This window comes from Acinetobacter oleivorans DR1 (assembly GCF_000196795.1).
GTDB lineage: Bacteria > Pseudomonadota > Gammaproteobacteria > Pseudomonadales > Moraxellaceae > Acinetobacter > Acinetobacter oleivorans.
Genome location: NC_014259.1, coordinates 1,667,976 through 1,694,587, shown reverse-complemented (window position 1 = coordinate 1,694,587; position 26,612 = coordinate 1,667,976). Strand labels below are relative to the sequence as shown.

General features: G+C 37.7%; 18 protein-coding genes and 2 pseudogenes. All 20 read right to left on the bottom strand.

The features are described 5' to 3' along the window. Positions 1 to 4: 4 nt before the first annotated feature. The 20 genes and pseudogenes from AOLE_RS07995 to AOLE_RS07905 all read right to left on the bottom strand — a co-directional run bounded on the left by AOLE_RS07995 (position 5) and on the right by AOLE_RS07905 (position 26,602). Complete coding sequence (locus tag AOLE_RS07995; RefSeq protein ID WP_013197592.1) at positions 5 to 352, bottom strand: hypothetical protein; 348 nt, start codon at positions 350 to 352, stop codon at positions 5 to 7. Between the two features lie 44 nt (positions 353 to 396). After that, positions 397 to 6,057: pseudogene (locus AOLE_RS20890) on the bottom strand (interleukin-like EMT inducer domain-containing protein); the annotation flags it as partial. Between the two features lie 630 nt (positions 6,058 to 6,687). After that, a pseudogene (locus AOLE_RS20885) lies at positions 6,688 to 11,484 on the bottom strand (interleukin-like EMT inducer domain-containing protein); the annotation flags it as partial. 9 nt (positions 11,485 to 11,493) lie between these two features. Next, the gene (locus AOLE_RS07985) at positions 11,494 to 12,387 is read right to left on the bottom strand and encodes a hypothetical protein (protein ID WP_013197590.1); all 894 of its coding nucleotides are present in this window, start codon (positions 12,385 to 12,387) and stop codon (positions 11,494 to 11,496) included. Further along, on the bottom strand, positions 12,387 to 12,830 hold the full coding sequence (locus AOLE_RS07980) for a hypothetical protein (RefSeq protein ID WP_049787184.1): 444 nt from the start codon (positions 12,828 to 12,830) through the stop codon (positions 12,387 to 12,389). Before AOLE_RS07980 ends, AOLE_RS07985 begins: the two co-directional genes overlap by 1 nt. Further along, a complete protein-coding gene (locus AOLE_RS07975; protein WP_013197588.1) occupies positions 12,830 to 13,477 on the bottom strand; it encodes a hypothetical protein in 648 nt (215 codons plus the stop codon). Before AOLE_RS07975 ends, AOLE_RS07980 begins: the two co-directional genes overlap by 1 nt. 117 nt (positions 13,478 to 13,594) lie before the next feature. After that, the gene (locus AOLE_RS07970; RefSeq protein ID WP_013197587.1) at positions 13,595 to 14,818 is read right to left on the bottom strand and encodes a type II toxin-antitoxin system HipA family toxin; all 1,224 of its coding nucleotides are present in this window, start codon (positions 14,816 to 14,818) and stop codon (positions 13,595 to 13,597) included. Continuing rightward, positions 14,818 to 15,129, bottom strand: a complete 312-nt coding sequence (locus AOLE_RS07965; RefSeq protein ID WP_013197586.1) for a helix-turn-helix domain-containing protein — start codon at positions 15,127 to 15,129, stop codon at positions 14,818 to 14,820. The genes AOLE_RS07970 and AOLE_RS07965 overlap by 1 nt, the downstream gene beginning before the upstream one ends. A 239-nt stretch (positions 15,130 to 15,368) precedes the next feature. Next, entirely contained in the window at positions 15,369 to 15,647 is a 279-nt protein-coding gene (locus AOLE_RS07960) for a hypothetical protein (protein WP_013197585.1), read from the bottom strand. 64 nt (positions 15,648 to 15,711) lie between these two features. After that, positions 15,712 to 16,473 carry a hypothetical protein gene (locus AOLE_RS07955; protein WP_013197584.1) on the bottom strand — a complete coding sequence of 254 codons (762 nt, stop codon included), beginning with the start codon at positions 16,471 to 16,473 and terminating at the stop codon, positions 15,712 to 15,714. Positions 16,474 to 16,488: 15 nt separating this feature from the next. Next, complete coding sequence (locus tag AOLE_RS07950; RefSeq protein ID WP_013197583.1) at positions 16,489 to 17,784, bottom strand: hypothetical protein; 1,296 nt, start codon at positions 17,782 to 17,784, stop codon at positions 16,489 to 16,491. 119 nt (positions 17,785 to 17,903) lie between these two features. Continuing rightward, the gene (locus tag AOLE_RS07945) at positions 17,904 to 18,191 is read right to left on the bottom strand and encodes a hypothetical protein (protein ID WP_013197582.1); all 288 of its coding nucleotides are present in this window, start codon (positions 18,189 to 18,191) and stop codon (positions 17,904 to 17,906) included. Positions 18,192 to 18,195: 4 nt separating this feature from the next. Continuing rightward, positions 18,196 to 18,747: a hypothetical protein gene (locus AOLE_RS07940; RefSeq protein ID WP_013197581.1), complete on the bottom strand. Its 552-nt coding sequence runs from the start codon at positions 18,745 to 18,747 to the stop codon at positions 18,196 to 18,198. Positions 18,748 to 18,811: 64 nt separating this feature from the next. Further along, positions 18,812 to 20,590, bottom strand: coding sequence for a hypothetical protein (locus AOLE_RS07935; RefSeq protein WP_035331545.1), 1,779 nt, complete (start codon positions 20,588 to 20,590; stop codon positions 18,812 to 18,814). A 154-nt stretch (positions 20,591 to 20,744) separates the two neighbouring features. Further along, the gene (locus tag AOLE_RS07930) at positions 20,745 to 21,047 is read right to left on the bottom strand and encodes a hypothetical protein (RefSeq protein WP_013197579.1); all 303 of its coding nucleotides are present in this window, start codon (positions 21,045 to 21,047) and stop codon (positions 20,745 to 20,747) included. After that, entirely contained in the window at positions 21,047 to 21,592 is a 546-nt protein-coding gene (locus tag AOLE_RS07925) for a hypothetical protein (RefSeq protein WP_013197578.1), read from the bottom strand. Before AOLE_RS07925 ends, AOLE_RS07930 begins: the two co-directional genes overlap by 1 nt. Further along, positions 21,582 to 22,712 (bottom strand): hypothetical protein, encoded by a 1,131-nt coding sequence (locus tag AOLE_RS07920; RefSeq protein WP_013197577.1) that lies wholly within the window; start codon positions 22,710 to 22,712, stop codon positions 21,582 to 21,584. Before AOLE_RS07920 ends, AOLE_RS07925 begins: the two co-directional genes overlap by 11 nt. 1 nt (position 22,713) lies before the next feature. Then, a complete protein-coding gene (locus AOLE_RS07915; RefSeq protein ID WP_013197576.1) occupies positions 22,714 to 22,992 on the bottom strand; it encodes a hypothetical protein in 279 nt (92 codons plus the stop codon). A gap of 14 nt (positions 22,993 to 23,006) precedes the next feature. After that, positions 23,007 to 24,545, bottom strand: coding sequence for a phage tail-collar fiber domain-containing protein (locus tag AOLE_RS07910; RefSeq protein WP_013197575.1), 1,539 nt, complete (start codon positions 24,543 to 24,545; stop codon positions 23,007 to 23,009). Between the two features lie 50 nt (positions 24,546 to 24,595). Further along, complete coding sequence (locus AOLE_RS07905; protein WP_013197574.1) at positions 24,596 to 26,602, bottom strand: terminase; 2,007 nt, start codon at positions 26,600 to 26,602, stop codon at positions 24,596 to 24,598. Positions 26,603 to 26,612 lie beyond the last annotated feature (10 nt).

Sequence of the window (26,612 nt, the reverse complement as noted above, 5' to 3'; positions counted from 1 at the left end):
ACAACTACCTAAATTTATAAAAGAGTAATGTGTCTGTAGCTAAAGGAGCTTGCTCAAAACACGACAAAACGTAAGTATCTGCTGCAGTAATAGATACAAAACATCTTTGCATACCTACTACATTCTTTTGAGTACCTACTTGCCTTCCTGTAACAAAAGCTACAGTAGTTTCTGGATGTATACCTGGCATAGTAAGTGGCAAGCCTATACGGTCAGCTCCAAAGTAGTCTTGAACACTTTTAGGAGCAACAGCTTCACCAATAGTAATGCTTTTAAATGCAGTAAGTTGCTTATCTGTAAGATCAACAATAATTTTTCCATTTTCATCAAAACATTGTAAACCTTGTGGCATTTTTTCCTCCAAAAATAAAGGGCTAGATAACTAGCCCCTCATCACTACCACAGCCCTAATTTCACCCTGACAACGTTATTATCGTCATATACTGTAATTAAACTTCCACTTAATACCATTCGAGCACCAGTTGGTTTTGCAGGATCTTTATAAGTTGTTAAGGTTCCCAACTCACCAGCAATTGCACTCAATTTATCGACATTAAATAAATCAGCAGTCAATGACTTTACTTTGAAGTTTGCAGCGGTCAAATTCTTAATAAATACATCACTATTCATAATCACTTGATTATCTTGAATAATGAAAGGCATGTACTTTGTTGAAGAAGAACCAGTTGTGAAAAAGATTCTATCTGCTTGAAAACCTATAGAGCTGAATACAGTTCCATTAGTTTGTTCAGTTGCCATAGACATACCACTGAACACACCGTTATTGTCCATTCCAAAAACATATTTACCTTTGATACCATCAATCAAATCGGCTTGAGATTTAAGCTTTACTGCATTATTTCCGTATACTGATACTAATGTTTGAAGTGCTCCTGCATAGGATCCAACTTCAGTGGTATATGTAGTTTTAAAGCTTTCAAAATCAGCGATATTGTCTGCATCTTCAATATCAATGAAATCAAGATCTACCTCACCTGCTTTACCTGAATAATTGCCGATAAAAACGGGAGTAAAGAAAGCTGCTTTGTTTGCAAATGTTTTTGGACTTAGAAGAGTTCCTGCACCAGAGCTTGCACCCGCAGATCTTCCTTTAAAATAAGCGGTACCTGTAATCCACGTACCCAACGCAGGTGCGGTACCAGCAACCAGGTAATGACTTGATCCAACATCATTAATTTCAGTGTTGTCTTGAGCTACATATTTAGTTTTCGTTGCATTTTGACAACTTGCACCTACATACACAACGCCAGTACCACTTACACGGCGAAATCTATACTTCACTCGATAGTATTTGTTGTCATCAATAGGTAAAGAAGCAAACCAATTTATCCAAGCTTCATCATTTCCACTATTGTTGCCAATACGGAGAGCATATCCCCCACGACATGTAGCATCTGCAACAATTGTCATTTCAGCTTTATTACCAGAAGGGGTTTTATTCAGCCAATCTTTAAACCAAGTATCAAGTACCGAAGCCATGATTTTTTGACTGTTCGCTGAATATAACGCTGTCATACGTTCAGTTGATGAGGCAATAGCTTCATTAGTTTTTGATGAAGTTAGGTAATCACGTTCTAAAGTAGCTTTAGTTGTTGCGGCTAGATCTTTTGCATCAGCTGCAGCTTTATTTAAGTATTCATTTACTGCCTTATCTAACTTAGCAACTTCAGTGTAGAAGATGTTAATCCTTCCCTTTAATGAGTCACGTTGAGCAGAGGTTAATGTAGTTTTAGTGGTTGTTGTGGAAATAATATCTGTGAAAAATTTAGGAGATACATTATTCAAATTATCCCAAGCTGTCTGAGCTGCCGTAACGGAAATACCCCACGGATTAGCTAAGTTCTGCAACCGGTTAAAGTTAGACTCCATATCTTTATAGCTATTATACAAAGCAGATTTTTCAGTTGGTGTAATCACTAAATCTGACATCACATCATCAGCTATTTGCTTACCTGCAGCAGCATTTGCGGTTACGGTAGCAGACAATACGCCGTTAACTTTAACAGTATCAGCGGAAGTATTTTCAGATGTAATATCCCCTACTTTTGTCCAATCTGATGCGGTAAATGCACCAGACGTACGCCCAACAGTTGCAACTGAAACAGTAGTTCCATTTTTCCAGATATCCCCTTGTGCGTATGGAATAGTAGGCTGTGCTGTAAATGTTTTTGATTTACTGTTTGCACTATTTTGAGCGCTATCTGCAAGACTTTTTGCTTTTTCAGAGATTAATCGCACAAGCTCTTGTCGTGCATTATGAACATTCGCAAAATTAGTAATAAATTGATTACGATCAATAGTACTGGTCACATTCATGTTGGCAAATAAAGCGGCCAAATAGGTATTTAACGTACTAAAAGCTGTAGCATAAGCGGTCGAAGATATCCCATAAGTAACTGCTTCAGCTCTTAAGTTCGTATCAGTTTGATAAAGCGTATCCCATACCAGCTTTGCTTGCTTTTTCTCTACTGCAGTGAGTTTATTATCAGCTGCAATATCACTTAACTGAGACATTGGAACATCAACTTTGGCTTGTGAGCCAGCAGTTGTTTCCATCGCAGAAGTAACAGTAAAAGGCGTAACTGACTTATAAACTGTTAAATCCGTTTCAATTGCCGCTGACCAGCCATCTTTGAAATAATCAGGTGGATTAGTATGAGTAATTGTTGCTGATTCAACAGTAATTGCTGGATATGACCAAGCATCTTTTTTTGTTATCAAGATACATACTTTATTGTTGCTATCTAAGGCCAAAGCCAAACCTTTCGTGATCGCATTTGATTCATCCACTGTTATCCCAAATGAACGAGCTGTCATATTCTGATAAAAAGGTGTGGTGGACGTATAAGCATAAAATGCTAGATCCATATCAAAAGTATTATCTTCTTTATTATTGTAGTTATAACCAGAGATTTTAATCTTCGTCATGTACGCGTTAATAGTGATTGGCGTTTTAATGACTAATGTACCAGTAGTTGTAATTTGCTGACGCCAAGTTAGAGGATTAGCAAAAATCTTGCCTACACCTGAACTTAGAGGTTGAACGCTCATAGCAGTAGTATATTCTGATGTAAGTTTTTGAGATGAGGCTGCAATGGCTCTATCAATAGTTGTATTAGTGATATCAGCATTCAAAATATAAGCGCTGTTTTTACTATCTAACTTTGAAGACATCTCAGTTAATTGTGCTGCCCAAGTTTCTTTGAAGTTCGTTAAAGTTGAAAGTGAAGTTGTAGCAGTAGAAACAAAATCTTGTAATGTTGGGTCGGCTGAAGCGTAGTCCGTAACATCATATTGCTCAATTTGAGCTAAAGTCCAAACAAGAGGTGCAGCAGATGTAGGTGTAGATCCGCCTGATACATATAAGTGACCTGAGTTAGAGAATGATCCAGTCGCACCACATTTAATCAATCGGATATAGGTTTCGAATTTACCTGTCCCTTCAGCACTACCTACAAATCGCTCAATTGCACCTGTACCCATCGAGTTTCCAGCGATTACCAACTTATATCCAATTGGCAATTTGATTAAATACTTAATGACAAATACTGCATTAGCGCGACCATACACCAGTTGAAAAAAACCGCCCCACGTAGGATTTGCAGCTCCAATGGTTTTGATTTCCAGTTCATGTGTTGAGGTGGTCGGGTTATCCGCACTTTTTGCAACACGTGCAACAGTTACATTTCCATTGCCTGCATTGTTATATACACTTACTCCATTATTACCCTTCTTGAAGTTCACATCTCCTTGCAACAATTTTCCATTCGTAATCATCATTGCAAGCATTGTTGTGTTCTCTAATGCCGAACCAAGATTGTTAGTACTTGTTTGTAACTGCGAAATTTCAGTATTTTTAAGAGTTGCAAGATCTTGTGAAGTTTGGTCAGCTGTAGCTTTTGTAGTTTTCACTACTGTCGATAATCCGCCAGGTACACCAGCATCATATTGGTTGATCTGTTGAACAATGACACCCTTGTTTGCATCAGCCTTAATAAAGGTATCTTCTACAAACTGTGCATTTTGCTTAAGAGAAGATCTAAAACCTCCTTTGAAATTTGGTGCAGAATTACCTCGGCTGATAAACATGTTTGTTATCGTAAAAGTTCCACCTGACGGTGCATTATCAAAGCGTAAACCTAATGGGATAGCTTCAAACGCAGTAGCTTTTACATCAGAAGGGAAAATACCAGTCAATTCAATTTCACCCGTAGCAGCAACAATAAATGAAGGCAATCCAATGCTATAAGTTGCTCCATGAAATTGAATGCTACAAGTCGCGCCAACTAATCCAGCAGCAGCTGTATATTTGATACGGGCTACAATTGGATCGCCTTTATCGATAGGAATTTCTTTATGTTTATATTGAAGTTCCCATACAGCAACTGTTCTGTTAGTTCCTGTTGCGATACTTAAATTTTTAGTATCGTCACCAAGTAAAATCCAGTTCTCTTCTGAATACCTTAAAATATCTAGTTGTGCTTTAAAGACCTTAATTTCTTCTGCAAATACTTCTTTCGCATCAGAACGAGTAATCTTTTCTTGAAGAATTTGAGCGTGGTTTTCTAAGACTTTTTGTAGGTTACCACTGTTGTTTGCCAAACCAATCGGAATACCACTTACGACCTGCACGGCAAGCATGATTTGTTTGGCTCCATTCGGGCCCGTATCTGGTGTTGAATGTAATTCGATACCTCGACCTGACCCAATTCCTTTTTGCCCTACGAGGATGTAAGCATCACGCCCAGTGATTTGATCAATTGTAAATGGATTTGCACCGAGTGAAACTAAAGCATTTTTTACGGTAGCAATATTTACTCCGATGCTGTCGTAGTTTGTGACAATAACAAAGGTATCATTTGGAATTGCCGCGATAGCATTACTCATCGCCGTAGCATTCGCGATAGCTGCATATGTATCGTATCGTGTGGAAGTAGCGATTGACCCATCTGCGGCAAGAACATGAACTGAAAAACCACGAGCTGAAGCAACAGATTTGATTTCACCTTTTAGGTTTTTGATACCTGTGAAAAAGCCATTCCAACCACACGAATAAACACGATAGTTAAAAACCTGTCCTAAGTCTTGGTTTAATTGCTTGTAACCTGATTCTAGATTTGTGATTGATTGTGTGGTGTTTTGCTGGTTATCACTGATGGTAGAGTTAATTTCTTGAAACTTGCCATCAGCAGATAATTTATTATTATCGACCGCAGATTTTAAAGTTACATAATTTTCTGAAATGGATGCAATTTGTTCACCATTCTTTTTAACATCTGCCTTGGTACCTTCAATTGCAGTCGCATTAGCCTCCAACCCCTTTTCAAGTTCACGAGGATTTTTTCTAAAACCAGTTGCTAATTCACCTTTTTCAATTTGTACTTCACGAATTAAAAAATCAGGTGCAAATCCAATTTGAGCATACAGAATCACATTAATATATTGTAAATCAACAAGATTAGTATCAAATGTATAAGTACATAATACTTCTTTATCTGTAGAAATATTATTCCAAGTGGTGCCAATTTGGTTGTTGCTACCTGCAGCATCACGTCGATGAATGATTAGGAAAATTTGAGTTTGTGCAGCCGTTAATGATTTAGCTTTGAACGACAACGTATACTTCTGGTTCGCTTCTAAACCTTCAGCTAAAGTAATAGTCTCAATAAAGCCTTTGAAATTTGTTGTTGTATTGGTTGATTTAAAATGCCCCCAAGTAATCCAATTTGAATCCTTATAAACTTCAAATAAGCTACCTGCTACTACTGCATTTTGACGCCAATTTGATATTTCAAGTGGCTTAGAGAAATCACCATTTTTAATAATATTATCGCCACCACTAGTTGAAATAGCGGCTTTAATGATTTTACTTTCCTCTGCAATCGCCTGATTAGTCTCTGTTTTTGTATAACGAGTACTATCAAGAGTTGCTGAGCTATTAGTCCATAAATCACCAAACTTTTGTCGGAATTTTGCTTCAAGTGATTCAGTTGCAGCTGAAATTGCTTTTGTAGTATCTGACTTACTCGAATAATCGATAAGAATAGATGATTTAACAATAGTGCTATCAATATCAGATTCATTTAAGACTGGTGAAACTTTATAGCCCTGAACTTCCCACCAACCTGATGTCCCTGTATGGCCCAATGCGATACCGAAGCGTAACTGCTGAATAATGGTGTTAGAGGTAAAGTTTGCTGTGGTAGATACGAAATACCAATTTCCATCTTTTGCTGGTAATTGAGCTGCTGGAATACTAACGGCGCTATATCGTGCTATTGTCCACAAGCCATCAGCATAACCATACATAACTGGAATGCTTAACGAACCGTTGGAGTCAGAAGAACAACGAACCCAGAAGCTAATGCGATATGTCCGATCATTAGGGACTGCGCTTAAGCTATAGTTAAAGCAGTTTACTGGAACAGTTGTATCTTTACGGAATACCGTATTGCCAACTTTTCCTGTTGTGGTTGTTTTGAAGTACTGCTTCATATCATAGCCATAATGGCTAATCCACTTGTCAGGATTCGCTAAGTTATAATCAGGAATTAACGAATCACTATCATTTTCAGCTTTAATAGATTCATCTAATTTGGTGAGTGAAGTATTAAAGTTTTTTGTTTGTGAAGCTGTAACTTCATCTAATTTTGCATTTGTAGCGTAGTTATTTAGAGCTTGAGCAGTGTTAAAGATATTCTTCTCTACATCTGTCATACCGACTTCAAGCTTAGATGTGCGCTGTGCTAATGCATCCCTTTCCGTAACATATGTTTGCTTAAACTCAGTGAGATTAGCTGATACTTGATCAAAAGCTGCATTAAAGTCATATGGGCTCGCAATCCAGCTGTCAGTTGTTATAAATTCCCCTTTTACAAGCACGGCCCAATAAATAGTACCTACCGAATTCTTATCTGCTGTAGGTTTATTCAGCATATAAAAATGGATTCCTTTTCCAATACCAGCAGATGTCTTAGTAAAAGTTATCTTGCTAACTAGTTTGCCTGTAGTGTTAATTATTTGCTGTATGAATTGGTTTCCTCCACCAGCATAAACTGCTAAATTTGAATTAGTATCCCCAGCTCCCCGCATGTGTTCTGCACACCATATTAGTGTGTACTTACTACCTACTTCCCAATCTTCCCCCATTTTATAAATATGATGTGGATAAGCAGTTCCGTTATAGGTACCCGCAATATTCGAATTAATTAAGAGGTTAGTCCCCGCTGGTGCGGATTTACTTAGATTAGCTGATAAAGTATTTGACTGTTCAGTAACTGCTTTAATCTGTCCAGCTTGTTCTTTTACTTCTGATTTTGTAGTTTCCAGTGCTTCACTTGAGGCTTTTTTTCCTACTTCAGTGTTAGTCAAAGTTAAATCATTTCTTAGCTTTGAAATATCTATACTTTGAGTAGACAAAGTATCACCTTGCTTCTTTAATTCTGCCTGAGCAACTTTAATATTTTCTGCATTTGCACTTAACGAGCTTTGAATATCACGTGGACTTGGGCTCCATGCTGTTGCTTTATTACCTGCTTCAATCTGTAATTTTTGAATTGTAGGGATACGTCCAGTTGTGTAAGTTCCATAAAATTCAATAGTGGATTCAATTGTACTGCCAGTATGTAATTTAGGAAAAACAGTCACTTCATACTTTTGAAATTCATTAGCTTTCGTTGCAGTGACAGGCGTAGAGAAATTATGCGCTGACCCATTTGATGAGTACACGAGTACAGCACCTACAACTGGTACACTCATTTCAAAAGAAATAGTAACCGGCTTATCTAAATTTTCATCATAAAAAGCTTTGAGCTCTTTACTTCGTTCATACATAAAGTATTCACGACTTGTTGCAGCTGTTGAGGATCTTGGGGCTTCAGAATTGGCAACAACATTGACACCACCAACCTTAATATTTTGTACAGCAGCTGTTATGTCTGTTGATACGCGGCTCATTGCACTATCAAGATCACTTTTAGTAGCTGTTTTTGTTATAGCCTGAGCGTTAGTTTTAATACCAGTTTCTGCATTTTCTACTCTTGCTTCGAGTTCACTAGTCCGCTCTGCTTCAGCATCGGTACGATTAGTTGCTGTTTTGAATAAATCATTGGCTGTTGCAGTTGAATCATTTGCAGAAGCTAAAGAATTGTTATCTTCAATGATAATGAAGTTAAGCTGACTTATACCTGGTTGAGCTGAGTAGTTACCAATAAACATTGGTGCATAATATTCGGCTTGGGCAGGGAATGTACGAGGATTATCAATTGTTCCAATGCCCGTAGCAGCACCTGTAGATTTTCCCTTCAGGTACATTACAACTTCTTGCCACTCACCTAAATTAGGCTTAACTGCTGACAACAAATAGTTAGACGAGCCCATATCTGCAGCTAAATTATTTGTTGTTGTTACATACTTTGTTTGATCTGCTGTTTTACATGCTACACCAACATAAATACTTCCTGTTTCGCCAGAGACACGACGGAAACGTGCACGAACTCTATAAAGAGTTTCTGGATTTATTTTTACGAACTCTTTCCAATGTACCCAAGCTTCATCATTGCCGGCATTATTCCCAAGCTCAAGAATATAGCCGCCCAATGCCTCAGCATCCTGAATTACTTTAGCTTCACCAGTAGTGCGCCAAGTCGTCCAGTCATCAATGCCCTTTGCTGTAGCAACCGCACGCACACCCGTAGTTACTTGAGTTTGAGACTTTAAACTTAATAAATTTTGAGCAAGTGCTTCAGTTGCTTTTACAGCTGTTGTTCCTGTTTGCTGAGCTTGTGCAGCATTATCAAAAGCTAGTTTTGCCACATCATCAGTAGACTTAATTGAAGATGTAAGGCCAGATATTTTAATATTTGTATTATCTTCTAATGTCGATACGCTTTTTTGGACATCGATGATTTGACCTTGAACTTTTAGATTTTCTTTAGAGATACTAGTATCTAAAGAAGAAAATTTTGTAGTTGTTGCCTGTTCAAATTCTGCTAAAGATTCAGTTACTTCTTGAATATTTGCATTTGATTGTCTGTCAGCTTCTTCTAAATCTGCTTTTGTTTGATCAATACGTAAAGATAAAGCTTTATCACCATCAGATACTGATTTTGTGATTGTTGCTAAATTTGAATCTGTTTTTGTCTTATTTGAATTGTAGTCAGTCTTAAGTTCTACAAGCTTTTGAGCTTCAGAAACTACTTTATCATCGACAAGTTTTACAGAGGCTTCTACTTTTTCAATATATGAAGCATTACCTGTTACCTGATCACGCCAAGTTTTCGGAATTGTGTCATTTACAGTGGTGACATCCCAAACTTCATATGAAGCAACAATTACATCAACTGGTTTTTCAACTGAAGCGACAGGTGGATTTATACTATTGATAGGTCTGAAATGACCTTGAATCGTTGAGCCAATATCAGGACCACATTTAATTACTGAATAATAAATTTCAAATTTACCAGTCCCTTCAGCATTTCCCATTACTTTCAGAAAACCACCAGTACCTAACGAATTACCATAAGGTTGAAGCTTTAAACCAACTGGGATTTTGATGATTTGTTTAACTAAGAAAGTTTTATTAGGAGCAGCTGAAAGTAATGGTGTATTCGGATACCAACCTGAACCTAATAGGCCCGTAGATCTGATAAGAATTTCATGTGTTGAAGTTGTTGGGTTATCGGCGGATTTTACTTGTCGTGTATAGGTAGCACCCGCTTGGTTAACATAAGCTGTTAAATTATTGCTTTCTTTGAAAGTGGGGTCATCACGTAGTGGTTTACCTAATGATTGCATTCGAGCTAAGTCATTAGCGTTTAAGATATTTCCATTTGCCGTATCAAGGCTTGCTTGCAATTGACCAGTTTTTTCAGCAACAGATTTATCTAGTTCAACTACTGTTCGCTCAACACTATTGATTGCAGCTTTGTTGTCTCCAATTTGAGACTGGGCTGAACTAATTTGTTCAGTAAAAGCCTTATCTTGAGCTGCACGTGTTTTTGACTCTTCCGAAATTAATGCAGTTGATTTACCCAATTCATTTTGCATTTCAGAAAACTTAAGTTCAAAACTTTGGGTAATTGCTTCTTTATCATTGGCACGTGCTTCAGCTTCTGCTAGAAAACCTGTAGTGACTTTCTTATCAAGATCGACATACTGTGCAGCAACTTGATCAACTCTTTTAACAGTAGATTCTGTTTGGCTTACGATTGGTTCAATTTTTTGGTTAATTAAAGTGTTGGTTTGTTCACCCATAGCTAATTTAGCTGCATCAACCATTTGACCAGCTTTTATTAAGTTCTGATCAATATCTTGCTTTAGAGCAGCTTTAGTTTGGTCTACAACAATTAGTGCTTCATCAACCTGTTTTTTACGATCAATAATTTCTTGATCTGCAACTTTTTTTGCATTCTCTGCAACTAAGCGAATTTCATCTGAATCACTTCGAACATCAGCAATAATTGAATCTGTTTCGCTCTTGATAAAACCAATTTTATCATCGAGTTCTTTTTCAGCACGAATAGCCCGTTGTTGAGCATCTGCGACCATTGCTTCATTAGCTTGTACAGATTGATCTATCCGTTGATTAGCTTCATCTAAGCGTAGATTTGCATCATTTGTATGTTGTTCAACGATTAGTTTGGTATCAATAATTTCTTGATCTATATATGCTCGAACTTCATCAATTTTACTTTGTGCTTCCTTACCCACTTCTTTTACTTGGTCATGAATTTTTTGCACTTCTTCATCGATATGATTAATACCCTCTTCAAGCAATTTATATGCATCTGAGTCCTTAATATTTTCGATTAATTCTTCTACTTCTTTTATTTTTTCATCAATTTCTTGGCTAACTTGATCTTTATTTTCATCAATTTTTTCACCTTGCTCTTTTAATTCTTCTTTTAGCTCCTCCAATTTATCAATTGCATCTTGAAGTGCGCCTTGAAATGCTTTGGGATCAATAGGAATACCAGCAACCGTAAGAGTAGTACCAACAGCCATACTACCCGCAACAGCACTATTACCGGCTACTGAAGTGTCACCCACTACACTGCTATTTCCTGTTAATGTGCTATTACCAGTTTGCTGTGTATTAGCTTGTACATTCATCAACGGCGTTTTGATTGAAACGGTAGTTCCAGAATCTACTTTTAAATTTTCTTTCGAAATAAATTCAATGTTGTCTTGTCGAATACGGCGTACACCAATGATCGCGCCGTCTCCGTGACTGACATAACTATGGATTACTGGACGTTCTTCATTGCCATTTTCAAAGAAGACATAGACGTCTTCCCCATCCACAATTTGAATTTCAGTATCTAAATCACTATCACCGACTGGATAGGCAAAAGTTGCCGTGATGCCTTCACTCGCGCCATCAGTTAAACCATGAATGTGTACTTGTGCAGTACGACCCTTTGCGTTGTAACTTAAAATCTTTGCACGTTTAGAACCATTCATATATTTGACCTACAAATTAGCAATCCAGAACTTTGATGAAGTCCCCATTGATCCCCCGATTGCGCCTGTATCTATATGATGTGCAGCTGTTAAAACGACATACTTCTTACTATCAATTTCGAATATATCGCCTGCATTCCAACTCAAATTTAGCGGCCTAATAATGGTCCCCCTCAAAATCAAAACTTTTTCCAAGTTTTTAACTTGTCGGGCATCTAATCCAGCTCTTTGAGTAACAGTGTGTCCTGGGGTTATTGAGTCATCACCAACAACCGTTGAACCATTATTCTCCACGGTCACGAAAGATGATTTTTGCATCAGTTCCAAAGGTTTACTGGATATCCAAACAACGCTACTTGGATCTAGTTTTGTGACAGCTTCCTGTTTAAATAAAAAATCAATTTTTTGAGCAGATACTTTATTGTTTTGAAAAGAAATTACTGCCGCTTCTTGCTGCAGATAATGAGCCAAGCGTTGAGTAGGCATGCTTCCCTTTAAACATACGAATTTTGGCAAAGGTAAATCACGACCAAGACTGATAGTTGCGCCACACGCTCGAATTACTGAATTAAAAGATGTTTCATTACTGATAACAGCTTGCTTTGAATTTTCGATAAGCCTTTTACAGCCAGCCAAAATACCAATACAAGAGATACCACCTACACGGCGATCTTGTTTAATAGTTTGAGTTTTTAAGGGAGTAACTTTGATTAATTCAAATGGATGAGAAATATCGTTTACAGTTAATTGCTCCCCTTCTTTCAAAAGGGAGTCTAATTCAGCTGTTGATTGAACGGTGAACTCAATAGATGATGGGATAGGTACAAGATCAGTTCTTAATGTTGCACTAATGAGCTCAGATGCTGGAATAACTTTACCCGCAGACACAATGGTAATTTGCATTAACGGTTCCCCATGTTAAAACTCTTTGGGACCATTAAAAATGCAAGTTTTGGCAAAGCATCTTTCTTTTCATTATAGATTTGCTGTGCTTCAGAGACTGATAGCCCGTAACTTTCGACTCCAAGCCCACGGGTAGCTTCAACTAATCGAGCTTGCAAAAGATCACAATGCGCTTTTACTAAAGGCAAAATGATTACGTACTCATCCCCATTAAGTTCTATGGATTCATTCAGTTCAATACTGGTAATTGCCTTAGTTTGACAATCTAATGTCGCCCAACCCGCATAAGATTTTGTCTCTTCAATAAACGCCTTAACGATATCCTCAAGCAAAATTGAGTAACCAGTTAATTGATATTCTTTGTAGAGCTCTTCTGAAAGTTGCTGGATAGAACCAGCAACTACAGCATACCCCTCGGATTCAGGTAATAACTTCATATCAATTACCCGAAAAGATTGCCCAATTGGCGACCTACACCAGAAACTGCATTAACAAGGCTAGTGGCTTGTTGAGCAGTATTGATAACTTGCTGAACTCGGTTAACAAGATCAGCTGTACCATCGATTTCTTTTTTACCTGGCTGGATACTTCCATTAGTTCCAATGCTTGCAAAGCTACCGAAATAGTTGTAATCAATTGGACATGAAACAGTCATGACTTGTGAGCGGCTATCTGAATCATATTCCGCTGATTCAAATCGAATAGCACAGTTTTCAAGTGCATAAGAACGGGTAAAACTACCTAGACGGCCATCGTAATAATCACCATGAATCATGCCACCACTTGCAACGATATATTCAGCAAGAATTTGGTCATGACCTGCTTCAGTAACTAGTATCTGAAGGTTACCTGTGTATTTGGTTTTGGGTGGTCCAGCAACAATACCCGTAAAACCACCTGCATACTGAACTTCGGCCGGATCTTCATTACTAACAATAGGCCGTGGACAACTTTTAAATAAGAAACGAAGATCTTCCATACCACGAGGCACAAACATACCTTGGCAAGCTAATAGTGGTGAGCCAAGTTGCTGTAAGGCAATGTAATCTTGTTTAAGCTGATTTAGTAAAATCGGATTAGCTTGTTGCATAATTTTGATGCTCAAAAGGCTGTTATATGCATCAAGATTAAAAGGTTATAGTCTCTACAAAGTTACGTGGTTCCATAAAAAAAGCCACCTTCATAGGCGGCTCTATTATCGTTTCTTTTACTCAATTTTTGGAATTTTACTCCAAACGGTTTCAAAGTCTTGAGACGATAATATCTCTTGATAATGATTCTTAAGCTCTTCTTTCCAGCCTAATATTTCATCTACAATCTTTTCAGCTTTCTGTTGTTCAATTTTAAAACTTGAAGCACTACTTAATAAGTTACTACGAGTTATTTTTTCTCCTTCATCACCTATTTTCATTGATAAAAGTGTAGGTAAGAGATCAACCTGAGGTACTACATCAAATAATGGAGCTAATTTCCATCTTCCATTTTTGTATATAAATGCATGGTTTTTGGGATGATCATCAGAATTTCCAACTAATGCATTGAAAATCATTCTTTTATACAACTCTTCTATTTCTTCTAATGAAATTCTTTTTCTAAGCATTTCATTTGCTAGCAAAGGATATGACCATCTTGTTGTATCAATTGTAGTCCATGAGGTATTTAATAACGTTAAACCACTTAACATTGGGAATCTTCGGAATCGTTTAGATTGTTCATCATATTCACGATCAAACCTTTCTAATATTAATACATCTTTTTCCTCATTATTATGGTTAATCTGCACCAAGCTATGGTTCGCAACATTAAACCCTTTTTTTTCTGCAAAACTTAGACATGCATATTCTACACGTGGCACATTTACGAGATCATTGATATCTTTGGGTTTAGCTAAGTACAATTTTTTATCATCATACAAGGTGATTTTAGGTCTAGCACCACCTAATGAAGTTGTCTGTGCCAATGCTAATCTTAGTTTTTCAATTTCTTCACCTTTTCTAACTTTACTCGTAAATTCTAAAAAGTCTTCAAGCTTTACCATATTTAAGAAATTTTCATTTGTTGCCTTTTGAGTAACTCTTCTTTGCTCCCCTATACAAATTGCTCCAAATCTATCTGAATTATTTGAATAAAGTAAATAATCTAAAGTAGTCCATGGAGTATCTTTTTCTGCAGAAAAAATTCTCTTTAATAAATTTTGCCCCCAGTTATCAGGAACAATATCCATTATAAAATTTGGTATACCTTTATTTTCTGTTACTTCATATACATGCCCCTTTCTTAATGGATACTTAATTTCATCTGGTACCCAATTAATTGAATATGAAGGGTTATAGGTAAACTCACCTTTACCATTGATCACTGATAGTCGGCCTAAAGTTTCAAAATCAACTGAATCTGGAATTTGAATATATATATATATTGTCTGTTTCATTAAAAGTCCTCATCCTTTACAACGCCAACCCGAACACGTTTATGCTTAACATCATTTTTTTTTATTTTTGGTAAGGCCTGACTCAACTGATCTAAAATTCCTAAATACCAGATAGTTTTAAGTAGAGCTCCTGTCTCTACTGACGTGTCGGCATTTTCTATACGTTTTATAGTTGACAAAGAAACTTCTACTGCCTCTGCTAAATCCACCTGACGCATATTTTTTTCTAATCGATAAAATTTTATCAATAGACTTAAGTCTTTTATAAAATTCTCCGCGTCTAGCGGAAAAAACTTATCTTTGTAGTCCATATAAGAAACCTTAAAGCAATTAAAAGTTCAGATTTGAACTATATCTTACATTAGATTCAATTTATTTACAAATAGAAAGGTCATATTTGAACCTTTAACCAGATTTAAATATCACAAAAGAACTATTAAAAATATTTAAATTAGAAAATTAAATCCTAAGAGTTTGTTATATAAATACAAACTAAATTGTTAAATTAAAAAAGCCACCCCAAGGCAGCTATTTTATAATCTTTGATTAATTACCCAATATTAGGCGGAACACGTAATACCTGAACCGAAGGAACATTACGATCAAGACATTCTTGAACACAAATGTAATCTGGATTTTTTGGATCATATCCAAGTTGACCACGGATATTCCCGTTATGAATTGTCATGGGCATGTCGAAACGGCCACGTTTAAAACGACCAATGATAATTGTATCCGTTAGTGACTGATTCGTTTTTGTCTCGGTTTTATCAGTTTTTTTCTGATATTGAATACCCGGCGCTTCACCTAAAATCTGTGTTGTATTCATGCTTATTTCCTCAATTTATTGTATTAAAGGTAAAGCCAAATCAATGACTTTACCTATTGAACGATTAGTAAATGCCTAAACGTTTACCTTTATTAAATGATCGTAAACGCTTGCGGATTGCATTTGCTGAAAAAGCATGTAGTCGTGCCTTTTTCATACCAGCCTTTTGAGCTGTAGTTAATCGAACCTTTTGACCAGGTAATCGTTTATTAACTACAGTTTTCTGCCCCTGACGAATAGCTAAAACACCTCGATAGTGAACTTTACGGCCATTAACTTTACGCTGGCTAAATGCGCCGTTACGAGCTTTAATTTTCTTGGCAATAGAATCAAAACCTTCTTCAGTTTCATCTGCTTCCCCGAAAATGAATTCTCGAATCAATTCCTCTAGTTCTGGTCCGTCGTCAGGCATATTAGCGAGCATGGTATTTACAGCTGCTTCTAAGGCCACATCTGCTGCTTCGATATTTTCACTGAAAATTTCTTCAATATCAGTATCCACTACCCCAAATGTTAAAAAAGCATCAGAAAGAGAAGACATTAATGCATTTTCATATATAGCATCATTCGCATCCCCCAAAGCATCAATAATTAATCCATCCAAATAATCAATACCCATCTCATCTTCTTCAAGCTGATTTTCGCTAATAGCATCTACCGTATCTGAAAGGATGTTTAGGGCAATTTGACGTACTTGTTCAATAACTGACTGTTGCTCTCGGTCAGAACTAGATACCTTATTTGCAACTGTCGAAATTTGCTCAGCTGCTGAATCAAATTTACGTAATTCCAAAGGTTTTTGTGTGGTTGGGCCAAATGGATTCATCTTAAGATCCTTAAATTATTTAACTAAAACATCTTCATCAAAAATTGCGGCACGTGTGGTACCAACTACCCCATGGGCTAAATAGAGTCGTACACGCTCATATGGAAAGTCCTTATCTGGAACTAAGCTAAACTCGAAAGGTTTACCACCGAGTTCATCAGCTGCCTGTAGCCAACCGGTTGTTTCACTAGATGCACCTTCTAAGAATTCTTGGATATCATCACCAGCTTTTTTAATGTAGTCCGGTGCTGCTTGGAACATATATGTTCTAAGAATTGCGATACATTTGTTCGTCACACGGCCTGAAATTTCCGCTGCAGGAACTAAACGCAAAGCACTATTTTTACTTTGATATTGAGTAAGTACATCACTTAAAACAAATAAAGTAGTTTCGAATTTAACTGGACGTACTACATTAACCTTGGCCTTAGCCAGCATTTCCTGAGTCTGGTCATCCTCAAGATCATTACCTGACATCTGGCTTAAGTTCTTTGCAGTAAATGGGTAGTCTTTCCAAGCTACAGCATTCTTTAACGGCGCAAAGCCTTGTTTATTTAATTTTGCATTCCGTAGTAACTTATCACCGATATAATGGCCTAAATAATACGCAGGAACTTTGCGTCCTTTAAGGGTGGCTGAATCACGAGCTCGACAAAGGTTAGGACTCCAAATAAATTGCACAAACTGAGATTGGGCATCCACGCTTGTTGAAAATTGAGCGGCTTGTTCTGCGGTAAAAGTTGGATTTATTTCTGCATCTAGAGGAATACGTAATTTTGTAGCTGCTCGTTGAGCGGCAACATAAATTGGTAAATCATGAGGATTAGGTAATGTCAGATATGCTGGAGTATCTAATTGGCTTGTGAGAATTTTATATAGTTCATCTGCATTAAATGAAGGTAAAGCTTCATCCTCTAAAGCCAATGTTTTTGAAGCTCTGCCCAAACTATTAACTTCGTTATATGCAGTTGATTTGAGAATTGCTTGTAACGCATCAATTCCCAGCGTTAATTCAAATTTCTCGAAATATTCTTTGGCATCAGCTACTGCAACAATAGATGTAGAGCTTTCAATATCTCCGTCTACTGATCCCTGCACAGAAATAATCAGATCACCAGTAACAGCATCTCTAATTATCAAACGCATTGTGATATCAGCTGGACCACGTGGGCTAGTTACTTTCGCAAAAAAAGCCACATTGATTTCAGCATTAGCAAGATAACTGTATGGATCAAATTCTAATTTGAATGATGTGCTTGCCCCTGTTTCAAGGGATAGCTCACCAGTACTCGACAGAGCAAGTATATTCATTACATTACACGCCCAAGGCTATTTGTTTTAGGTATTTTGAGCTGTGGACATAATCAGTTTTCTAGCTAGTTCCAATGTAAAAAAACCACTCGAAAGTGGTTTTTAAAATTACTTTGTTTTTACAATGCACCAACTGGTTCCGCCGATTCTTCTGGTTCAGAAAGTACAATCTCAAGAACACTTCCTTTTAAACCATTAATTTGATCTAAATTCTCAAGTAATTGCTTATGAGCTTCATCACCGATCAAAGTAAAAGTAAATTTTTCACCAGCTTTTACTTTGACTTGAGTAAATGGTTCCGTAATGTCATTTAAGCCATTATTCTGCAAAGTAATAACCCGCTGAGTTGGTAGATCACCTACAGCGTCCATAATTGGGTTTGTGCCATCAATAATTAAAATAGCCATCTTATTACTCAACTGTTAAGTTTTTACCTAGCCCTTTCAATTGTCGTAAGTTTTCAAGGACCTGATATTTAAATGTTTGGTTATGGCACGTAATGCTAGTTGTTTTACCTGATTCGAGAGCAACACGAGATAACGGTTCTAGAACAGTTGTAAAACTGTTATTAGTCACGTTAATAACTAAAAGATCTACGTTATCACCCTTTGTTTCTGCTAATGGCCCATCAATGAGTTGAGTGTTTTTAGAAGAACTTGTTTCTTGAGGTTTTTTATCTACCTCGTCTTTGTCCATTTCATTTACTTTTGATTCGGTTTCATTATTGACCTTTTCACTGATTTTCACTTCATCTGGTGTTGAGTTTTCTGCTTTGGCATCGCCGTTATCTTGATCTTGAGGATTTAATAAATCTCCTTGATCTGAAGCTTTTTCATCACCAGCTTGGGTATTTTGAGTTTCTGTAGTTTTGTTGGTTTTACTTCGAGTGTTTTTGTGTTTGGTATTAGCTTGATCATCTGTAGATGTTAATGTTTCATCGGTACTTTCAGTTGTTCCAGCCATGAGCTTTTCCTTACAAGAATTAGAATAAAAAAGGCGCATAGAAACGCGCCTTTCAGGTCATGTATTACGAATTTTTGAGGGATGGCATATTGATACAGTGGATGACATAGCCCTGATCAGCATAACGTTCGAACGGGTTCATTTCTGCAGCTTGTGAACCAATTAAGGTCAATACTGATTCACGTGCATCTGGACGTGTTTCAATAACAGATAATGGAGTTTGAATGAAGCCTACAAACGGCGCTCGAATTGGTTCATTTCCTCGACCAATTAAAAGCATATCAAAAGCAGTATCTGCTTCTGCTACAAGCTCTTGGGCTGAAGGCGCATGATAAACATTGGTACCATCAGCAAGGGTTCCGATGCGAACAATTTGACCATAACCAGCGGTATAACCCGTTTTTGTCGGCATTTTATCGCTCGACAACTGATTAAAGAAGACTGCACCACTGTCACCGACATATAGATCATATGCAACAGTAGAGCCACCAGTACGCTGGTTAATGTCCAATTTAGCAGCGGAAATAAACTTATTTACTTCACCAAACAAATCAGCAGTAGTATTAAATGCAGCTGCTAATTTACCAGTCACACCACGAGACGCATCAAAAGTAACTTCACGTTTTGAGTACTCAGCCAAGTCTTTTGCTTCACCTAACAATCGAACAGTTTGTTCCAAGAAAATTTTTCCTTGGACAATTGCTAAAGCTTGTCCCAGAAAACCAAGCTTAAGCTCATTATTCACTTGAGATTGCAATAAAGTTGATAAAGTAACCTGTGCCATAATTGGTGATGCCACCAAATTTTCGTACTCAGGCTCAAAATCTACACCAACTGGGATCATCAAGTAGTTATTGTTGCCATCACGAGCATCAAAATCTGCAACTAGATAGACTTCAACTTTTGCACCAGCGGGTAAGGCTTGATTTAATGTCACGCTAATTTTACTAGCTGTAATGTCAATTTCACTGCCGACTACACGGTATTCAACACCATTGATTACAATATCTTTTTCTGCAATAGCGGAGATCTTGCCCGTTAGCTTTGACTTTGTGCGATTACGGGTATGTGCAACTTCTTTACCGTTAATTTTGATTGATACATTACCGGCAAGAAACGGCAATAATTTTGCATTAGCATCGGGTGTTTTAGCTTTGTAATCAGCATAAGAGGTACGAGCTGTCACTGAGTATGTTAAACCAGCACCACCATTCGACAAGGCAAAGCGGAAACGCCCTTCTACATATGGCTTAGAAGCATTCGCACCATCTAAGTATTCTGATTTCTTCATTGCACCAAAGTCACGATTGGTGACAAAGCGAATTGATACAAGAGGAACTTCATTAGAACCATTAGAGTTCGGAATCATTGCAACAATAGGTGTTGCATACGCAATTACGTTGGCAATGGTTGCCACGGTAATGGCAGGTACAATACTTACAGATTCATGATGTTGATGATTAACATCATCAAAACCTGATTCATTAAGGCTGTCGTAGTAACTAAGTGCTTCAGCAGGTAATGCTGTAATTTGTTTGGCACCATTTAAACCAGCAGTTAATGCAGCTGCGATAATTGAGGGATGTGGTAATTCCCCACCATGACGAGTTTGGTATTGTGCTACCCCATACATCACAGCTTTATCAACTTCAGGTGCATGTTCGATACCAATGGAATCAAAAATAGCTTTTAAAACTTCTGGGTATTCCCCTGATTCTACTTGAGCACTATCGAATCCATTTTCAAATTCATCTGTACCTTTAAAATAGTAATTTTGGCACTGAGCTGTAGCAATACGTTGCGCATCATACTTTTTACGAACTTCGTCTGATAAAACAGTCATTTTAAACCAGCCTTTGGCTTTCCATTTAAGATAACGAAAGTCTGACATGTGAGTTTTTTCTTGATTCTGGTCAGTTCCAATCATAAAAATGTCCTCGCAAATGAGGACAAAGAAAATGTAGCTAAAGGACCTATTCAGCCCTTTATTTATATAGTTATCCGCTTACACCACTTGAAACATAAATTTCAACACTATCACCAGTTTTAACCTTATAGCGAAGCTTATCCCAACAATGTTGACGAAACGGTTCTGTATCCGGTGCAGCAGCTGTTAAAGTAATAATCGGCACCCAGTGAGCATCATTTTGCGGATCTGCATTTGGAACATTACTTCCGAAAAATTCTACTTCTGCTCCGTTCCCGATTACCTGGTAATTGAAAATTGCAGAAGTACATTGTGCGGCTATTTCAATATCACCAGCCTTTTTTCCTTTTTCATTAAAAACTAAATAACTCATTAATTCTCTCCATCACCCATAGGTGCAATAAACAAATCATCTCTACGGTTTAAAACATACTTACTGCCAAAATCAGCCATAAGGCTAAAACCAGTAATATTTACAATCTCAAACCACAACATTAGATTTTCATAAATCATTAAACCTAAAAGATCGCCTTCTTTAAGAATCATGTCCGGAATGTTGATTATCCTTTCCAATACATCGTCCAATTCTTCATTGAATGGTTCTACTTGAGCGGTTAGCACCAAATCAGAGGGGTTATTCATAGAGAAGTTCTTTTGAATATAACCACCATTAAATTTATCGAAATGAACATAAGCAGCGCCCTTATATTCATACTTGTAATTAGGCTCGTCTTGAATCGATAGAGTGTTTGCTTCAAAAGATAAAGGATCTAAAGGTTTTGAATCTTCAGCTGGATTATTGAAAATCACCTCTTTACGCCAAACTTGTGCTGGAATACTTGCTAATGCATTCATAACAACACGTCTCGCTGCTAAACGGCGACCATTGGCAACTTGATTTACTGATCTATTTAGCATTTTTACCTAAACCTTTCATGAAGACATTTAACATGTCCTGATCAATAGCACCTGACTTATGCAAGGCTTGAATTCTTTCAATTTGACTTGCTCTTACCGTTTCAATCTCAAAACGTTTGAGGGTTTTTAATTCGCGTTCTAAGAGCTTTTTCGCAACTTTATCTGCTCTACGCATCATTTCATTTTCAGCTTTTTGAATATTTGCTTTGATTGGTTTCGTAGAACCATTCATCAAATCTTTTACTTGTTCATTAATCGAATTCTGAATTTGCTTATCAGTTTGCTTATATCGAGCACCAACTTGTTTCTGGCGCTCTTTCTCTACTTCTTTTTTAAGATATGTAATGCCTGATGGTGAACCTATCCACTTAACAACACGCAAAACATGCTTACAAGCCACACCAGACAAGTGCGGGTTACGGACTTTAGGAAACCCGCCTTCATCTCGACCTAGGTTATAACCACCAATAGTTGCCATGTATCGATACCAAAACGTATGTCGCTCACAATCACATTGAAATTTGATTTTCCCTTTAGCCAAACGGTTTTTAACAGTACTTAAGGCTTGTTTATTAATATCAAAAACAACTGATTTAAAGTTTGAGAACTCAATTTCAACGTGGTGATTTAAGACTTTACTTTTTGGACCGGCATTAGTGAGTAAATGCACTAAACCAGCTTTTCTACTTACTGGTACCGCCAAATGGATTTGCTCATTTGCCCGATCAATATCATCTTGTCGGCTTAAATTAATGATGTTTTGAGGGGTAATACCTTTACTATATTGATCTTTTAAAAGTTGAATGTTTTCTTGAAATGCCAAGATATCATCACGGGTGATACGCCTTGGCACTTCTCCATTTTGCTGACCTAAGGTTGTAAAAAGAATCCGTTCAACATCGTATTTTTCACCTTGCAAAATGTCATGTGGCCGCAAGAACATAGGTTTAGGGATCTTTCGTCCCCAATCATCATATTCAATTTCTTTTTCAGCAAATGCCCTTTGGTCCCTGTCCGCTTTTTGACGACTCTGTTGATCTCTACGTACTGCACCGTTTTGCAAAGACTGATTTAATTGAAGCTGAGCACGGCGGAAATCATCTGGCTTGAACTTTGACATATTAATTATCCTGCAAATATTCTTTTTGAAGTTTTAATAAATCTGCAAGCCTTGGAAATGCTACCTTTTGAAGTGGTAACTTTTCCCAAATACCATTGGCTCCACAAGCCACAAGAACCGCATCAATTTGATTTCGTGAACCATAAAGTTTGTAGCTTAAGAGTGATGGATCTTGTGATTCATCCTCTTTGATTTCCCAAACAATCAGATTCTGAATATTGTTTCGTTGAAGATTTCGGTGAATTAGGTCTCTAATAGCATTTCGATAATCATTTCTCATACTGTTTCACCTGCTTATGCTGAAACAGTACTTACACGGGCAAAGCCGCCAATACCCGTTTTACCGCTGTTACCATTACTTTCTGTTATATGCCCAGCTTCGCCAACAACTAGAGTCATGTACTGCGTTTTTTCGGATGTATTGGAATATCTACAAATGAGTAAACCACCGCTTGCACCACCACCGCCAAGTGCCCAGCCATCATCACCAACACCATTTGCACCATCGCCACCCGCACCCCAGTTTGAAACTGTACTTACAGAAGCACCGCCTTTATGATTCAACTGATTTGAAGCTGTACCAGCATTACCGAGTTTTCTAGAAATTTCCGTAATGCTTGAAGTCACCGTAATTGCACTAGCTAAACCACCTGCACCGTTAGAGAACGCACTACCATTTGACCATTGGCCGCTTGTCCCACCTTTCCCACCACCGACAACAGCCAAATCAAGCTCATTTAAACGTAAGCGTGTATCAGTACCATGTGTTCCGTGGGCCAAAACTCCTAATTCCCATACACTGCCGCCCCCAGCTCCACCAGCGCCAACTAGAATGAACTCTTTTAGCTCTTTAGGCTGAATTGGAATAATATAAACGCCTGGTACAGTGTAATCGCCGTTACCATCATTTAGTGTTTCTGCTGCTACCTGAAGAACGGACCAGCTAACGGCACCTGAATAGTCAATTCGATTTTGACCTGAACGATTCCAAACTTCATAAGAGAACGATTTTTCAGCCCGAGTGATTGACCATCCCTCATGAGAACTTTCTGGTGTAAGTTGAATAGCATATTTTGAGTCACGTAAATCCGTTACTTTTCCACCTAAATCGATAATTGCGGTCTTCCCAACATTGACACCTGCACCAATTAGTTTTGGATATTGAGAATCTAAATATTTTTTTAAATCTATTAGCTGTATTACTAAATTTTTAGATGAAGTATCTAAACCATCGATCTGATGTTGTAAATCATCATCCTTGGTCTTCACGTCCTTCTTAAATGCATATTGTGGGTGTGGATCTTCGTGTGCATTATGATCGATCATAAGCTTACGAGTTAATGCGCCGTATTGCGGGTGTGGATCTTCATCAGCGCTATGCTGGTTCATCAACATGACAGCAATTGGAGTATTGGGATCAATCTTAATTGTTACTTTATCTAAATTAACGTCAGTTAAAACAAATCCAAATGTCAGTATTGCAACAACATTTGCATGTAACGACATGATTGATTCAGCTGTAGTCGTTGAAGCAACCGCAAGTAAAGTACCATCTGATAGATAAATCCCTAACTCAAATACTTCCATTGTTAGAGTGGGTTCAATACTCATCACAAAACGTAAAGTGCCCGTTTCTGAATCAACATCTCCACCATTTAAAGAAAATCTAGCTAACTCATTTTTAAGTGAAGTTAAAGTTTTTGCCTCTTTAGATGCATCAAATTTGCTGGTACCAACAGCAAGATGTGTCAATTCCCCACCAAAACTAGCGACATCACCAACTTTATTTAAAGCATTCCGACCAACATCAGTTAAAAAGAAGTTAATAGCCATAACCCACCCATTGATTTATTTAACTATGGTAGTTATGGCTCAAGGTTATTTTAGGGGTCAGTTCCATTAGCTTGATCATTTTCTGCAGCTTGCCTTAATGCTGCAAATCTAGACTTACGATCCGCTTGTTCTCGGCCTTCTGGCGTATCATCCGTTACATTTACAGTTTCATATGCTTCTGTGTAATGAACGTTTTCTAAGAAAAGGAAAGCAAAAGCATCACCTAAATCGGGCGATTTAATACCCATACGCCTCATTTCATCCTTACTCAAAATTTTATATCGAGCAAAGTCATCAAAGCGGTAAGGAATGTGGATCAATTGATCTTTAATTTTTACATAGTGCTTTTTCGTTTTCATCTTAAAGCGGCCACTTGCGACTGCTCGAGCAAAGCCAACGTAGGCTAAGGAACGCTTATTTGTAAACTCTTTGCGGTTATCGTTACTAAAGCACTGTGAACCCCAGTATACAGGCACATAGAAAATGCCTTGTTTTTTCAAGTATTGGCCTAAGCCTTTACCAGCACCGTTATCATCTACAACTAAGTTTGCATTTGGATACTGTAAAAGTAATTCATTAATTTTAGCGAATAGTTCAAGAATATCATCTCGGTTTTTACACAGCGGAATATCTACCACTTCTACACGACGAGCTCGTTCTCCCCATTGAGCCTCACCCCAAACCTTACTAATTACAATAACTGAGTCATCTCGACCTACACCACCACCCACGTCCACGGTAATAATATAGCCGAATTGATGGTCATCAAAAATACTTGCGCCAACATACATTTCTTCTGTCTGACGCTTGGTTATTAAGAACTCATCGGATAAATCAGGAAATTCACCAAGTACACGAATTTTGTATTGTGCATCGTCACGGCTACCATATTTTTGCCGTTGTTCTTCTAGAGATTGCTTACTTACAAGGGGTGATTCCTCCCCGTTAAAAGTTAAAGCAATCCATACCCCACCAGCCCGATGACTTAGCTTGTGATGAGTCTCATAGAACATACCCGCGTTACGGGTAGGCTGAGAAGTCATTACAGCGCGGTTATCTTCATGCGTTAAAGCACCAAACGCCACATCAAGTACAGCATCATCTACACCGCTGGCCTCATCGACCCACACCATATAATTATCGCCGTGGTTACCAGCGAGGTTAGTTGGTTGATGCTTTGGTGCTGTCTTAGCAAAGACATACCACTTTTCTTTATATCCCTTGATATAAACCAGTTCTGACTGATACCCAACATAATCAGCGAGCCATGCCAGAGGCCCTTGTTTCAATCGCGCTAGATTGATACTGATTTCTTTCCAGACTTGTTTTTTTAACTGCCCGATTTGCGGGGCAGTAAACATCATGATTGATTCATCAAAAAACAAGAGGTGCCACAGGGCAACAATACCCGCACTGGCGGTTTTACCAGTGTTATGAAGGACTAAATCATCTTCACCTAAAAAGAATGGATCTGGATCAAGTACAAAGCCGTAATATTTGCCTTCACCAAGCTCAGTTACCAATGAGATTTTTAAAGGCTTAATTTCCCCATTTTCAAGCCGATAGGATGCAAACTGTTCTCTATTTTCTGGCTTAAGATTCATGTATTGGGAAACAAGCAATTCAATCTTGTCGCCCTTTGACCAGCCGTTACCATCGTATAAAGAGATTAAACAAAGGATATGAGATTTATTAAAGGTATGAGCCTTACCATTCTCATATTCAAACCGGAACATTTCCTGATAACCGGTTACTGTTTTTATTACGTCCAGCTCTGTTTTGCCATCTGCAGCAAGGATCTTATGATTTAGATTAATACGCTCAACAGGTATAAATTTCCCATTGGCTAATTTGATTAATGTGCCTTTACCAAAACAGCCATGGCCCGAAGCAACGGAGGTACGGCTACCATCAAAGGCTATTGATTCAAAAAGTAATTCTTGTTGCCATGTCGGTTCGACACCTAAAGCTTCTACGGCGAAAGCATAGATGTCGTATCGATACCGTTCACAAAGTTCCCACCATTCAGGGATTTCTTTCAATGGTGCTAAAGCCATACCGTAAAAA

What these genes read in the sequence shown, in the direction of transcription:
- AOLE_RS07910 (WP_013197575.1), bottom strand. Translation starts at nt 24,545, where the DNA reads ATGGCTATTAACTTCTTTTTAACTGATGTTGGTCGGAATGCTTTAAAT.
- AOLE_RS07945 (WP_013197582.1), bottom strand. Translation starts at nt 18,191, where the DNA reads ATGGCTATTTTAATTATTGATGGCACAAACCCAATTATGGACGCTGTA.
- AOLE_RS07930 (WP_013197579.1), bottom strand. Translation starts at nt 21,047, where the DNA reads ATGAGTTATTTAGTTTTTAATGAAAAAGGAAAAAAGGCTGGTGATATT.
- AOLE_RS07985 (WP_013197590.1), bottom strand. Translation starts at nt 12,387, where the DNA reads ATGCAAATTACCATTGTGTCTGCGGGTAAAGTTATTCCAGCATCTGAG.
- AOLE_RS07965 (WP_013197586.1), bottom strand. Translation starts at nt 15,129, where the DNA reads ATGGACTACAAAGATAAGTTTTTTCCGCTAGACGCGGAGAATTTTATA.
- AOLE_RS07935 (WP_035331545.1), bottom strand. Translation starts at nt 20,590, where the DNA reads ATGACTGTTTTATCAGACGAAGTTCGTAAAAAGTATGATGCGCAACGT.
- AOLE_RS07915 (WP_013197576.1), bottom strand. Translation starts at nt 22,992, where the DNA reads ATGAGAAATGATTATCGAAATGCTATTAGAGACCTAATTCACCGAAAT.
- AOLE_RS07920 (WP_013197577.1), bottom strand. Translation starts at nt 22,712, where the DNA reads ATGTCAAAGTTCAAGCCAGATGATTTCCGCCGTGCTCAGCTTCAATTA.
- AOLE_RS07925 (WP_013197578.1), bottom strand. Translation starts at nt 21,592, where the DNA reads ATGCTAAATAGATCAGTAAATCAAGTTGCCAATGGTCGCCGTTTAGCA.
- AOLE_RS07905 (WP_013197574.1), bottom strand. Translation starts at nt 26,602, where the DNA reads ATGGCTTTAGCACCATTGAAAGAAATCCCTGAATGGTGGGAACTTTGT.
- AOLE_RS07955 (WP_013197584.1), bottom strand. Translation starts at nt 16,473, where the DNA reads ATGAATCCATTTGGCCCAACCACACAAAAACCTTTGGAATTACGTAAA.
- AOLE_RS07975 (WP_013197588.1), bottom strand. Translation starts at nt 13,477, where the DNA reads ATGCAACAAGCTAATCCGATTTTACTAAATCAGCTTAAACAAGATTAC.
- AOLE_RS07960 (WP_013197585.1), bottom strand. Translation starts at nt 15,647, where the DNA reads ATGAATACAACACAGATTTTAGGTGAAGCGCCGGGTATTCAATATCAG.
- AOLE_RS07940 (WP_013197581.1), bottom strand. Translation starts at nt 18,747, where the DNA reads ATGGCTGGAACAACTGAAAGTACCGATGAAACATTAACATCTACAGAT.
- AOLE_RS07950 (WP_013197583.1), bottom strand. Translation starts at nt 17,784, where the DNA reads ATGAATATACTTGCTCTGTCGAGTACTGGTGAGCTATCCCTTGAAACA.
- AOLE_RS07970 (WP_013197587.1), bottom strand. Translation starts at nt 14,818, where the DNA reads ATGAAACAGACAATATATATATATATTCAAATTCCAGATTCAGTTGAT.
- AOLE_RS07995 (WP_013197592.1), bottom strand. Translation starts at nt 352, where the DNA reads ATGCCACAAGGTTTACAATGTTTTGATGAAAATGGAAAAATTATTGTT.